At 64.1% G+C, this 12,979-nt stretch carries 9 protein-coding genes and 1 pseudogene; 7 read left to right on the top strand and 3 right to left on the bottom strand.

Features of this window, described 5'->3' with window-relative positions:
• Both ET21_RS0109555 and ET21_RS28300 read left to right on the top strand, forming a co-directional pair.
• A partial coding sequence (locus ET21_RS0109555; protein ID WP_156029076.1) for an efflux RND transporter permease subunit occupies positions 1-1,968 on the top strand: 1,968 nt, incomplete at its 5' end.
• 9 nt (positions 1,969-1,977) lie between these two features.
• The gene (locus tag ET21_RS28300; protein WP_021239934.1) at positions 1,978-2,439 is read left to right on the top strand and encodes a hypothetical protein; all 462 of its coding nucleotides are present in this window, start codon (positions 1,978-1,980) and stop codon (positions 2,437-2,439) included.
• A 7-nt stretch (positions 2,440-2,446) separates the two neighbouring features.
• On the opposite strand, the gene ET21_RS0109545 is transcribed toward ET21_RS28300, so the two are convergent.
• Positions 2,447-3,340: an AraC family transcriptional regulator gene (locus ET21_RS0109545; protein ID WP_030539500.1), complete on the bottom strand. Its 894-nt coding sequence runs from the start codon at positions 3,338-3,340 to the stop codon at positions 2,447-2,449.
• Positions 3,341-3,470: 130 nt separating this feature from the next.
• Here ET21_RS0109545 and ET21_RS0109540 point away from each other — a divergent pair, with 130 nt between their 5' ends.
• Entirely contained in the window at positions 3,471-4,226 is a 756-nt protein-coding gene (locus ET21_RS0109540; protein ID WP_030539499.1) for an SDR family NAD(P)-dependent oxidoreductase, read from the top strand.
• A gap of 434 nt (positions 4,227-4,660) precedes the next feature.
• A complete protein-coding gene (locus ET21_RS0109535; RefSeq protein WP_030539498.1) occupies positions 4,661-7,180 on the top strand; it encodes a TonB-dependent receptor in 2,520 nt (839 codons plus the stop codon).
• 22 nt (positions 7,181-7,202) lie between these two features.
• On the opposite strand, the gene ET21_RS0109530 is transcribed toward ET21_RS0109535, so the two are convergent.
• Entirely contained in the window at positions 7,203-8,219 is a 1,017-nt protein-coding gene (locus ET21_RS0109530) for a FecR domain-containing protein (protein ID WP_030539497.1), read from the bottom strand.
• Complete coding sequence (locus ET21_RS0109525; RefSeq protein WP_030539496.1) at positions 8,216-8,692, bottom strand: RNA polymerase sigma factor; 477 nt, start codon at positions 8,690-8,692, stop codon at positions 8,216-8,218. Before ET21_RS0109525 ends, ET21_RS0109530 begins: the two co-directional genes overlap by 4 nt.
• A gap of 215 nt (positions 8,693-8,907) precedes the next feature.
• Here ET21_RS0109525 and ET21_RS0109520 point away from each other — a divergent pair, with 215 nt between their 5' ends.
• From ET21_RS0109520 to ET21_RS27640, 3 genes and pseudogenes are all read left to right on the top strand, one after another.
• A complete protein-coding gene (locus tag ET21_RS0109520) occupies positions 8,908-11,238 on the top strand; it encodes a TonB-dependent receptor (RefSeq protein WP_021239940.1) in 2,331 nt (776 codons plus the stop codon).
• Between the two features lie 79 nt (positions 11,239-11,317).
• A complete protein-coding gene (locus ET21_RS0109515; RefSeq protein WP_021239941.1) occupies positions 11,318-12,772 on the top strand; it encodes an amidohydrolase in 1,455 nt (484 codons plus the stop codon).
• A gap of 67 nt (positions 12,773-12,839) precedes the next feature.
• A pseudogene (locus ET21_RS27640) lies at positions 12,840-12,979 on the top strand (dicarboxylate/amino acid:cation symporter); the annotation flags it as partial.

Below are 12,979 nucleotides of genomic sequence, written 5' to 3'. Positions count from 1 at the left end.
GACGCCGATCACCCCGCTAACGGGGTCCCTTTTGCACGCCGGTCCACAGTCATCATCGTCGAGAATGCCCTGCGCCGCATCGCCGAACGGCAGCACCATCATGGCCGCCCCCTCAAGCTCGACGAGCGGCTGGCGGTGGTCGCGCAGGCCGCGCGCGAGATGATCCGGCCCTCGGTGTTCGGGCAGGCGATCATCATCCTCGTCTACATCCCGCTGCTGACCCTGACCGGCGTCGAGGGCAAGACGTTCACGCCGATGGCGCTGACCGTCATCATTGCGCTCGCCTGTGCCTTCGTCCTCTCGCTCACCTTCGTGCCGGCGATGCTGGCTTGTCTGCTCTCGCGGCCGGTGGAAGAGAAGGAGGGGCGGATCATGTCCTGGCTCAAGCGCCGGTACGAGCCGGGGCTGGACCGGGCGATGAAGCGGCCGCGCCTCACCATCGGAGTGGGCGTCGGCGCATTCCTTGCCGGTATCCTCACCTTCTCGCTGCTCGGCCAGGAGTTCCTGCCCCAGCTCGACGAAGGCGACCTGACGGCACAGGTGCTGCGCATCCCCGGCACCTCGGTCGATCAGAGCCAGGCGATGCAATCACGCATCGAGCGTGCCATCGCGCGGCTGCCCGAGGTGCGCTTCGTCTTCTCCAAGACCGGCACGGCGGAACTCGCCTCCGATCCGATGCCCCCCAACATCTCCGACACCTTCATCATCATGAAGCCGCGTGACCAGTGGCCGGACCGGAACCTGCCCAAAGCCGCGCTGGTAGCCAAGGTGGAGCGGGTGCTCGAAAGCCTGCCCGGTGGCGCGTTCGAGATCAGCCAGCCGATCCAGATGCGGTTCAACGAGCTGATCGCGGGCGTGCGCGGCGACATCGCAGTCAAGGTGTTCGGCGACGATGCCGACGCGATGACCGCGACCGCCAACCGCATCGCCGCGATCCTGCGGCAGACGCGGGGCGCGACCGATGTGCGCGTCGAGCAGACCGAGGGCCTGCCGATGCTCGACATCCGTCCTCGCCGCGACATGATGGCGCGGCTCGGCGTTACCGCGCGCACCGTGCAGGACACGGTATCGGCGGCGGTCGGCGGCCGCGACGCGGGCATGATCTTCGAAGGCGACCGGCGGTTCGCGGTTACCATCCGCCTGTCGGATGCGGCGCGCGCCGATCTCCAGGCGCTGGGCCAAGTGCCAGTGCCGCTGCCGAACGGCGGCTTCGTGCCGCTGCAAAGCGTCGCCGACATTGCCCTTACCGAGGGGCCTAACCAGATCAGCCGCGAGGACGGCAAGCGGCGCGTGGTCGTCCAGGCCAATGTCCGCGGGCGCGACGTGGCCGGGGTCGTCGCCGACGCCCGGGCCGCGATCGCCGCCCAGGTCCGGCTGCCCGCCGGGCAATATCTCGACTGGGGCGGCCAGTTCGAGAACCTGCGCTCGGCCAGCGCGCGGCTGATGCTGGTCGTGCCCGGCTGCTTCGCGCTCATCATCCTGCTGCTGTATGGCGCGCTGCGCAGCGTGCGCGACGCGGCCATCGTGTTCACCGGCGTGCCGCTGGCGCTGGTCGGTGGCGTGCTCGCCCTGTTCGCGCGCGGCATGCCCTTCTCGATCTCGGCGGCGGTGGGGTTCATCGCCCTGTCCGGCATCGCGGTGCTGAACGGCCTTGTCATGGTGACGTCGATCCAGAACCTGATGGCGCGCGGGATGGATCGGGCGACGGCGGTGCGTGAGGGCGCGACGATGCGCCTGCGCCCGGTGGTGATGACCGCGCTGGTCGCGAGCCTCGGCTTCGTGCCGATGGCGATCGCCACCGGATCGGGGGCGGAGGTACAAAAGCCGCTCGCCACCGTGGTGATCGGCGGCCTCGTCTCCGCGACGCTGCTTACCCTGTTCGTGCTGCCCGCGCTCTACGCGCGCTACGGACAGGGTCGGCCGAGGCCCGGCCCGTCGACGCCCGGCATCGTCGCGAAAGGAAACTGACCATGGCCCATGATAACCGCAGGGTCCACACTCACGATCACATCGGCGGACCTATTCCAGCCTGCGTGGCAGGGCGCGCTGCCCACTCTGTACGCGGCGACCGATCCGGCCGCCCGGGACGGGGCCTATTATGGTCCCGACCGGCTCGGCGGCAAGCGCGGATATCCTACGGAGGAGCGGCCGTCGGCAAAGGCTCTCGACACCCCCGACGCGGCGCGCCTCTGGGAGCTATCGGTCGACCTGATCGCTGCCGGCAACGGAGCCATCCGCCGCAGGAAAAGGCAGAATAGTTGCGATCTCTGCTTCCCTCGCCATCGCTCGGTTTCTCCAAATTTGCTGCTACAATGTTTGATGGCGCATGCCTTTGCTCGTCAAGCTTTTGAAGTCGTCGGCCGCAGGGATGCAGGATCCGGCATGTTTTACGTTCGATCAGGCACGAACGCCGAAGCCGATCACCAACGCGGCATCTGACAAATGCCTATGCGGCGATGTTCAGCCGGCCCCGTGCGTCCCGAATATCGCGCGCCGGCGGCTGGCCGAACAGGCGCCCATATTCGCGCGTGAACTGCGGAACGCTTTCATACCCCACGCCATAAGCGGCATTACTCACCGCCTCGCCCAGCGCAAGCATCCGGCGGCGCGCCTCGATCAGGCGAAGCTGCTTCTGGAACTGCAACGGCGTCAGGGAGGTAATGGCGCGAAAATGGGTATGGAAAGCGGAAAGGCTCATGCCCGCGGCGCTTGCCAGCGCCTCGATCCGGACAGTTTCCGAATAGCGCTCGCGCAGGATCGCCACCGCGCGGGCAATCCGCCGGGCGTGGCTGTCGGCGACTCCAAGCGCACGGATGGCGCCGCCATGGCTGCTCCGAAGGAGCCAATAATGCAGTTCGCGGACAAGTTGCCGTCCGAGCACCGCAAGCGCCGCGGGTCGGTCGAGCAACCGAAGGATACGCAGCGCAGCGCCCGCGACTTCGTCTTCGGTCGGATCGACGCGCACGGGCCGTTCCTGCTCAATGGGCGCGGGACCGATCTCTCCCACCAGATCGCTGATGATTTCAGGGCTCAGTTCAAGAACCAGCGAATAATAAGGCAAGATTTGGCTGGCGGCCGTGATCTGGCTGACGGTCGGCACGTCGGTTGTGATCAGGAGGCTGTCGCCAGCCCCGAAGTCGAACGTGCTGCTGCCCATCGTGACGCGCTTGCTGCCTTGCAGGACCAGCGCCACCAGCGGTTTCGACACGGCATATTGCAGCATGGACGGGGCCGTTTCGCGCAGGATGATGAGGCCATCGAGGGGCGTCGCCGCGACCCCGTCGCGATCGGCAAAGGCGTCGGCATAGCGGCGAGCATAGTCCAGAAGCTGATCGGTCATGTCTCCTGATTAAGCCGCCCAACGCCGTGCGGCAACGTGCTCTGCATAATCAGGCAAGGATTACGAAGGATCACGCAACACGGAACGGAGCAGGGGATGCATAAGGCTGCATCTCAACCCGGAGGCATAGATGACCACGATTTCACTCGTTACCGGCGGCAGCCGCGGCCTGGGCCGCAACACCGCCACCAGCATCGCCCGCCATGGAGGCGATGTTATCCTCACCTACCGCAGCGGCAAGGAAAATGCCGAAGCCGCCGTCGCGGAAATCGAGGCGCTGGGGCGCAAGGCAGTCGCATTACAGCTCGATACCAGCGATATCTCGGCTTTTCCCGCCTTTGTGGAGGCATTGCGGTCCGCCCTGTCCGCCACATGGAACCGCGACACGATCGACCACCTCGTCAACAATGCGGGGCATGGCGAGATGGCCGGCTTCGCCGCCACGACCGAGGGGCAGTTCGACGCCCTGTTCAGCGTTCACGTCAAGGGCGTGTTCTTCCTGACGCAGGCACTGCTGCCGGTGCTCGCGGATGGAGGCCGCATCATCAACTTCTCTTCCGGCCTGACCCGCGTGTCTTTCCCCGGCTTCTCGGCTTATTCGGCGGCCAAGCGTGCTGTCGAGATCCTGACCATCTACATGGCCAGGGAACTGGGCAGCCGCGGCATTACCGCCAACTGTGTCGCGCCCGGCGCGATCGAGACAGACTTCCTGGGCGGCGCGGTACGCGACATTCCCGATTACAATCAGGCCTTCGCCGGCATGACCGCACTCGGCCGCGTCGGCGTGCCTGATGACATCGGACCGATGGTGGCGAGCCTGCTTGGCCCGGACAACCGCTGGGTCAACGGACAGCGTATCGAGGTGTCGGGGGGCCAGACAATCTGAGCGCTCCCTGAGACTTGGGAAGACATGCTGGATTTCCTGTCAGCGGCAGACGGGCACTCGGTTCGACCTGCCGACGATCGTTCGCTTTCGTCTGCACATGAACGCCGAGGGCGCGATGCCGGTGAGCTGCGCGAAGCAATTGCCGCGAGCGCGCGTCAGACGGCGGACCAGATCGCCGTGAAGGGCGGCTCTGGCTATGTCTCAACGCGAGCCAGGACCTGACCATCACTCCAGTCGCGATTGTGCTATAGATCCCGTAGATATCGTCTATGCCGTGGGTGCGGCGCCTTTGTTTTCCATGCCTTGCCTTCTACATCGGGCGTGCGGGGGATATTCGCCGGGGTTGCGGCGGCTTGCGACGGGGCTGTTTCGCCGATACCGTCCCCGGACGATATTTGTCTCAGCTGCATGCGGGAAATCAGGGATAGAGCCGGTTGTTCGTTCGCATCGTCTGCACCTCGATCCTGTCGGCTGCCGCTGCAACAATGGCCATGGATGCCCAAGCGAGAACCGGCACTGTGGATGTTCCGGCGCAAAGGCTGAGCGTCGCGATCGCGGAACTGGCCAGGCAGGCGCAGGTCGAGATATTGCTGAATGCCCCCGGACTGGAGGAAAGGCGCACGCGGTCCATCCGTGGATCAATGGATGTCGAGGACGCGCTGAAGCATATGACGGAAGGGCTGCGCGTGAGCATCCGCCGCGTCGGCAGGAGCGTCTATATCATCCAGCCCGCCAGGTCCCGCCCGGCACGGGTAGAAGCCCCGGCGCCCTCGATCGGCCCGGAGATACTGGTCACGGCGCGGCGGCGGCCGGAAAGCGGGGCGGAGGTGCCGCTGCTGATAGCGCGCAGCGATCCCGATGCGCTTCGCAGGCGAGCAGTCCGCACATTGGCCGATCTGGCGCGCGTCACGCCGGGATTCGTCGCCACCGGCCAGACGTCCAGTGCGACGCCGCTGTTGGTCATGCGCGGGCAGCGGCGATCGATCAGCGACCAAAACCGCCTTCCCCTGGTCGTGTATCAGGAAGAGGTGCCATTGCCCAACCAGGCGGCTCTTTCCCCGCTTTACGACATAGCCTCCATCGAGATCCTGCGGGGGCCGCAGGGAACATTGTTCGGCCGCAACACGACCAGCGGCGCAATTTTGCTCCATTCCGTCAAGCCTGGCGACGGCGTGCCATCTTATGTCGAGGCGGATGCCGGTAACTACGGGATGAACCGGATCGAGGGAGCTGTCGAGCTATCCCCGGCTGGCGCATGGTCGCTGCGGATCGCGGCGCAGCGGATGCGCAGGGACGGCTTCATCCGCATGGCGTCGGGCGGAAGGGCGGACGATGCACATAGCGATGCGGCGCGTGCCGTGCTGCGTCTCGCACCGGAAGGACGGTTCAGGTCACTCCTGACGCTCGACATGCTCAATGCGGACGAGCGCGGTTCCGTCCAGATACTGACGGGGGTCTATGGCGGCGGGAGCGCTCGCACGGAAGAAAACGCGCCCTATTTCGATTGTGGCCAAGGCGCATGTGATGTCGACGCCTTGCTGGAGCAGCAACAGCGGCTGGGAAGAAGGACGTCCCAATCGGGGCTCTCGCCGCTTTTCAGGCGGCGCTTCCGCGGGGTGACGAACATCATCGAATATGGCGATGACGATCTGCTGCTGCGTAACATCGCTGGTTGGAGGTCGACCAGGATCGTCAATGCGCTGGATGGCGACGGCACGCCGCTGGCGATCAACGATCTCGGCGCTCGCACCAATTTGCGGCAGCTGACCGAGGAAGTTCAGGTGCAGGGCCGGTGGGGCGGAGCGCGTTACATTGCCGGGCTGTTCTTCCTCGAAAGCGCGCCATCGGGGACGATGTTGCAGAAAAGCGCGCAATTCACCCGGCCGGGGAAGCCTGCCGACTTCATCGCCAATTATCAGACCTTCCGAAGCGCGGCACTCTTCGGCCAGGTGGCTGTTCCCCTGGCGCCCCGGCTGACAGCGGACCTGGGACTGCGCTACACCGGAGAGCGCGTGCGCGGCTGTTCCCTGCGCAGCGCGAACGCGGAGCCCCAGTCGCACAACGACTGTATCGGCATGGGGGGATCGCTGTCCTCCTTCACGTCCGGCCGGTTGACATGGACGGCGGCCCTTACCCGCCGAAGAGGCGAAAGCAGCCTGTATCTGACCAGCCGCCGTGCGTTCCGATCAGGCGGCTATAACAGCCCGGCACTGGGTGGCGCACTCGCGCCGTTCCAGCAGTTCGGGCCGGAAAGTTTCACTGATCTGGAAGCGGGCGCGAAGGGACGATGGACCCTTGGTCCGATCCATGGCTCTTACGCCGCCGCCATCTACGCCGGTCTCTACCGCAATATCCAGCGGGCGCTGTTCCCCGGTCCCGGCTTCGATGGCGATGGCGATCCCGGCAACGACCCTATTTCCTTCTACGTCAACGTATCGCGCGCCCGCGTGATGGGGATGGATGGCGAACTGGCAGCCAATGCCGGCAGCCATCTGCGCGCGACGGTCAGCTTTTCCTATGTCGACGCGCGATATACCAGGGTCGACGCGCCTGCCTTGCTGGCGCCATTGCTGGGCAGCGATCCGATCAACAACCGTTTTTCCTACACGCCGCGCTTCAGCGGGACTGTGAGCCTGGTCCGGGAATTTCCCTTGCCTGATCGGCTGGGGCGGCTGGAACTGGAAATCGACTATAGCTATGTCAGCACGATCCGCTTCGCCGAACGGGTGAACGATCGTTTCGGCGTTCAGCCTGCTTACGGCCTTCTGGGCGGGGCCATCAGTTGGAGGCGGGTAGGGGGGCGGGCGCTGGACCTGGAAATCTGGGGCCGCAATCTGACGGACCGCTATTATGCCAGCGCTGGCGGGACGCTCAATCCGATGTTCACGGCCGCCACGATCATTCCGGGCGCGCCGCGGACCTTTGGCGTGCGGATGCGTTATTCCTTCGAATAGGATTTTGCCGGGCGTGGCCCGCTCAGGGTTCCACCAGTTCGGCGCCCGTGGCGCTTTCGTTGACCACGCGGGCGATGCCGCTGGCCTCCAGGCTTTGCAGGAAGCCGCGTGTGACACCAGCGCGGAAACTGCCGCTGATCGGCCGCCGGGCGAGCGAGGCGCTGGCGACCACGATCTCCTGCGGGCTGTAGCGGTTGATCTCCGCGACTGCCTGGGCGAGCGGAGTGCGGTCGAAGACGATCATACCCTGCCGCCAGCTAAGTTGCTGAGCGGTGTTCACTGGCGCGATGCTGTAACGGCCCTTCCGCCAGGTCAATTGCATATAAGGCGACAGCAGCGTGGACTGGGGCGGTTTCCCGGCGGCCGCAGGCATGTCGACGCGTACGCGGCCATGCACAAGCGTCACGCGCACGCCATCGCCGCCCAGATCGCGGACGGCGAAGGCCGTGCCGAGCGCCGTCACCGTCACGCCTTCCGCTTCGACCACGAAGGGTTTGCGGGGATTTTTCGCAACCTCGAAAAAGGCTTCGCCCTGCTTCATACGCGTGCTGCGGCGCGTATCGCTTTCGCTGACGGTCAGGGTCGATCCGGTGTTGATCGTGATGGTCGATCCGTCCAACATGCGGAAGGATGCCTGCTGACCGGTGCCGGTCGAAAATGTGCGTGCTTCGGCCTGGGCAAGTCTGGCAGGCGTATCCTGATGCCGCTGCCAGGCGATGCCGCCGATCATCACGGCTCCGATAGCTGCCGCCACAGCGACCGGGCGGCGCCAATTGCGGCGCGGACGGCGGTTGGCCAGCGCTCTTTCGCGAATGGCAAGGATTCGGGCGTCGGCGCGCATCTTGCCAGCTCCTTCCCATTCCTGCTCGACGCGTGCCCAGGCTTTGCGATGCGCCTCGTCACGCGCGTGCCAATGCTCGAACGCCAGATAATCCTCCGCCGTGGCATTGGGGGAACGGAAATGGCTGAAATAGGCAGCGGCGGTCGCTTCCGGAGAATCGATCTGTTCCAGCGCGCGGGCGTCGAAAGCCTTGCTCATGGCAAGTCCCTCGCGGCGAGGAAACGCACGGCCTTCATCAGGTGCCGCCCGACGGCGCTCGTCGAAATGCCCAGATGCTCGCCGATGGCGTCATAGGACATTTCCTCGAAACGGTGCAGGACGAAGGCATCGCGGGTCAGGTCCGGCATCGCCTCCAATGCCTCCACCAGCCGATCGACATCCTCGCGTCCGCGCAGCACGCGTTCTGGCGTGCGATTCTCCACCGGATGGAAGGATTCCGTCAGCTCGCAATGGGCGCTGCGCTCACGGGTTCGATCGCGCCGCGCACGATCGGTCAGGACGCTGGCAGCAACCTGGAACAGATATCCCTCGATATTGTCGATCGCCTCCGCCTGACCGCGCACATGCATGCGCAGCAGCACGTCCTGGACCAGATCGTCGACATCGGCCGCATCGGCCCGCTTGGCGATATAGCGCCGCAACGCGGGCACATAGGCGGTCAGGTCGTGCACGGGAACGACTGGGTCCGGCGATGTCCTGCGTAGCGGGAAGATGGCGTTTTACTCCGGTCGATCCTCGCCGGTTCTTAGCCGAGCGGCGTGAAGAGCGTCATCTGAAATATTTTTGTCATTACCCCGAATGATCGGCGCGCGCTTGCGTCTTGCGATCATCGGCCCTCCTGAAAAACCGAAAAGAGGGCAGAGCCACGATAAGGGGAAATCATACTATGGCCTATCGTACAGCATCCGCATTGCTGCTCGCCAGTTCGCTTGCCGCTATTGCGGCGCCAGGTGCGCATGCCCAGACGCCGCCGCAGATCAGCGACGATCCGGGCGGGGAGATCACCGTCACGGCGCGCCGCCGCGAGGAAAGCGCGCAGACCGTTCCAGTCTCCATCACGGCCTTCAATGAAGAGATGCTGCGCGAAAAGGCCGTGGTCAGCACCCAGGACCTCACCTATACGACACCGGGCCTGAACGTTGCGCCGCAAACCTCGCGTGATACCCCCAGCATCGTGATCCGCGGCCAGCGCCGCGCTACCGCCGGGGCCGCTGCGCCATCGGTCGTCACCTATTTCGCCGATGTGCCGCTGCCTAATGAAGGCAGCATCGTGCCGACCTTCGACGTGGGTTCGATCCAGGTGCTGAAAGGGCCGCAGGGCACACTGTTCGGCCGCAACACGACGGGCGGCGCGCTGCTGCTCTACCCGGTCGCGCCCGACTATGATTTTGGCGGCTACGGCCAGCTGACGCTGGGCTCATATAATGAGCGGACCTTCGAAGGCGCGGTGAACGTTCCGCTCGTCGAGGACAGGGTGGCGCTGCGCCTCGCGGGGCAGATTGCCCGCCGCGACGGCTATACCAAGAATCATGGTGTCGGCGGCGATCTGGACGATCGGCACAATGATGCCTTGCGCGGCTCGCTGCTGCTGGAGCCGGTCGACGGCCTGAAGAACGTCACCGTCTTCGACTATTACAAGGCGAAGGAGAACGGCACCGGCACTATCCTTAACGGCGTCTACCCCAACCCCGCGGTCCCAGGCGGCGGCAACGCCCGCAATGCGGTCAACGCTCCCTATTTTGATTGCGGCGTCGCGGGCTGCGATATCGACATCGCCCTTGCCGAGCAGAAGGCGAACGGCGTGCGCGACGTATCGACCAGCATCGCGCCACGTTCCAACCGCACCTTCTGGGGCATTGCGAACACCACGACGCTGGACGTGGGCGCCGTGACCTTCAAGAACATCTTCGGATATCGCAGGAGCAAGGTCGACGCCGCGCGCGACATGGACGGCTCCTATCTCCAGCTGAACGAAAGCCGTTCGAATACTGCTGTCGAGCAATATTCGAACGAGTTCCAGATCATGGGCAAGCTGTTCAACGACAGGCTCGACTGGATCGTGGGCGCCTTTTACCTGAAGAGCGATCCAACCGGCGTGAATGGCGGGGTCACCTATGCGGCGGTCATTCCGGGCCGTACCTTCACATATAACGAGAATTACAACAGCGCTACGAGCAAGGCGCTGTTCGGCCAGATCGGCTATGCCTTTGGCGGTTTCGCCGATGGCCTGCGCTTCAATGGCGGTTTCCGCTATACCTGGGACAAGTCGTCGGGTTGCTCGGTCGCCGTGCTGTCCACGCTCGACCGTATCGGACCGGATGATTGCGAAGCGCGGGGCGGCAGGACCGGCGCGGAAAAGTCGAAGGCGCCGACCTGGACGCTGGGCTTCGACTATAAGGTCAATGACGACATCTTCCTCTACATCACCAATCGCCGCGGCTATCGCGCGGCGGGTTTCAACCAGAGCGGTCTTTCTTCCTATTTCGACGGCTTTGAAACCTACAAGCCCGAAAAGGTCACCGACTATGAGGCGGGGATCAAGAGCAGCTGGCAGATCGGCGATGTGAAGGGGCGTTTCAATATCGCGGCCTACACCAGCAAATACAGCAACATCCAGCGCTCGATCTTCCCCGGCGCGAACTTCGACGGCGACAATGATCCGTCGAACGATCCGGGCAACCTGATCATCAACGCGGCGAAGGCGACCATCAAGGGCACGGAATTCGACTTTTCGATAACGCCGGTCCGCGGCTTCAGCGTGACGGGCTTTGGCGCCTACACCGATGCCAAATATGATGAATATTCGGCACCGGCCGCTTTCGTGCCGCTGCTTGGCGCCAATCCGGTCAATAACAAATTCTCCTACACGCCCAAATGGACGCTGGGTGCGGGAGCGCGTTACGCGCATGATCTGGGCGGTTTCGCGGAGCTGGTCATCAACGCCAACTGGTTCCACAGTTCCAAGGTCTGGTATGTCGAGCGGCCGCTCGACACCAACGGCACGCAGAAGGCGTATGATACGGTCAACCTGAAGTTCGACCTGAATGACATCGAAGGACGGGGCATCGACCTTGGCCTGTTCGTGCGGAACCTGTTCGACGTCACCTATGCCGCTGCGGGCGGCGTGGTGACGCCGTCCATCACGGCGACGTCTCTGGTCTACAACGAGCCGCGCGTGATCGGCGTGCAGTTGCGCATGGCGTTCGGCGCGCGCTGACGTGTCCGGCTGGCCCGCATGAGAAACGCCTTATGCGGGCCGTCCTTATTTCTGAACCAATATCAAGGGGTGCGTGTCGATGAAGTCAGTTGCCTGGTCCTTGCTCAGCCTGCTTGCGGTATCTGTTTCCGTTCCGGCGCTTGCGGGCCCACTTGCCGAAAGCGATCGCATGGCGATCCTGGCGGACATCGATCGCGATACGCCCTCTCTGGAAAAGAACGCGCTTGCGATCTGGAACTATGCCGAGGTCGGATTTCAGGAGACGAAAAGCTCCGCTCTCCTTCAAAAGACGCTGAAGGCGGCTGGCTTTGCCGTCAAGGCTGGCGTGGCGGGCATGCCGACCGCCTTCATCGCCAGCTTCAAGACCGGCGACGGTCCGGTCATCGGCATTCTGGCGGAATTCGACGCATTGCCCGGCCTGCCGCAGGCCGCCGAGCCGGAGCGTAAACCGATACCGGGCATTGCAGGCCATGGTTGTGGTCATAATCTGTTCGGCGCGGCATCGGTGGAAGCGGCGATCGCGACCAAGAAATGGATGGTCGCGCACGGCATCAAGGGCGAATTGCGCCTCTATGGCGCCCCCGCCGAGGAAGGCGGATCAGGCAAGGTCTTCCTGGTGCGGGAGGGGCTGACCAAAGACGTGTCTGCCATGCTCCACTGGCATCCCGCTGACGGCAATAATGCCTCGCAGGGGCGGGCGCTGGCCAATATCAGCGGCAAGTTCCGCTTCCACGGCATCGCCGCCCACGCAGCCGCCGCGCCTGATCGCGGCCGTTCCGCGCTCGATGGCGTGGAGGCGATGGACAATATGGTCAATATGATGCGCGAGCATGTGCCACAGGAAACGCGCATCCATTATGTGATCACCGATGGCGGCAAGGCGCCCAATGTCGTGCCGGATACCGCCGAGGTCTATTATTATGTCCGCCACCCGGATCAGAAGGTGGTTTCGGAGATCATGGAGCGCGTGAAGAAGGCGGCCGAAGGCGCGGCGCTGGGAACCGGCACGACGGTGGAGTTCGATCAGGTCGGCGGAACGTTCGACCTGCTGCCCAACGACACTTTGGGCCATGTCATGTATGACAATCTCAAAAGTCTGACCTTGCCGTCCCACACTGCGGAGGAACAGGCGTTCATCAGCAAGATACAGTCGACCTTCCCCAAAGGAACCCGCATGGGTGATGGATCGATCGGTCCCTACACCAGCGGACAGGTATCGCCAGCATCGACCGATGTGGGCGATGTGAGCTACACGACCCCCACTGCGGGCATGGTTGCAGCGACATGGGCACCAGGCACGCCGCCGCACAGTTGGCAGGCGGTGGCGGCGAGCGGCACCAGCATCGGCGTGAAGGGCGCCGTCACGGCTGCGAAGACGATTGCGCTGACCGCTGCCCAGCTGTTCCAAAGTCCCGACATATTGGCCGCGGCGAAGGCGGAGCTGGAAAAGCGCCGGGGAGCGGACTTCGTCTATCGTTCGCTGCTGGGAGACAAGGCCCCCTCGCTCGACTACCGCAAATCCGCAAAAGACTGACCCGCATAGCCGCCGGGTCACGCCTGCCGCTGGCCCGGCAATTGCTATTTTCTGAATTGGTGATCTCATGAAATCGCGACTGACGGGTTTCATCCTCATGGGCATGGTCGCGGGGATATTAACCGGTTTCCTGGCCAATTTGTGGGTTGGCGGCGACAAGACGCTGGCGAAGGATGTGGCGGGATATTTTCACCTTCTGGCCGACAT

The sequence above is a fragment of the Sphingobium sp. DC-2 genome, from assembly GCF_000722555.1.
Taxonomy (GTDB): domain Bacteria; phylum Pseudomonadota; class Alphaproteobacteria; order Sphingomonadales; family Sphingomonadaceae; genus Sphingobium; species Sphingobium quisquiliarum.
Note: the sequence above shows the minus strand (reverse complement) of the source record. Positions and strands in the feature narration are given on the sequence as shown.

Excerpts from the sequence above, each read along its gene's own strand:
- ET21_RS28300 (WP_021239934.1), top strand. The coding sequence starts at position 1,978 with ATGATAACCGCAGGGTCCACACTCACGATCACATCGGCGGACCTATTC.
- ET21_RS0109545 (WP_030539500.1), bottom strand. The coding sequence starts at position 3,340 with ATGACCGATCAGCTTCTGGACTATGCTCGCCGCTATGCCGACGCCTTT.
- ET21_RS0109540 (WP_030539499.1), top strand. The coding sequence starts at position 3,471 with ATGACCACGATTTCACTCGTTACCGGCGGCAGCCGCGGCCTGGGCCGC.
- ET21_RS0109530 (WP_030539497.1), bottom strand. The coding sequence starts at position 8,219 with ATGAGCAAGGCTTTCGACGCCCGCGCGCTGGAACAGATCGATTCTCCG.
- ET21_RS0109520 (WP_021239940.1), top strand. The coding sequence starts at position 8,908 with ATGGCCTATCGTACAGCATCCGCATTGCTGCTCGCCAGTTCGCTTGCC.
- ET21_RS0109515 (WP_021239941.1), top strand. The coding sequence starts at position 11,318 with ATGAAGTCAGTTGCCTGGTCCTTGCTCAGCCTGCTTGCGGTATCTGTT.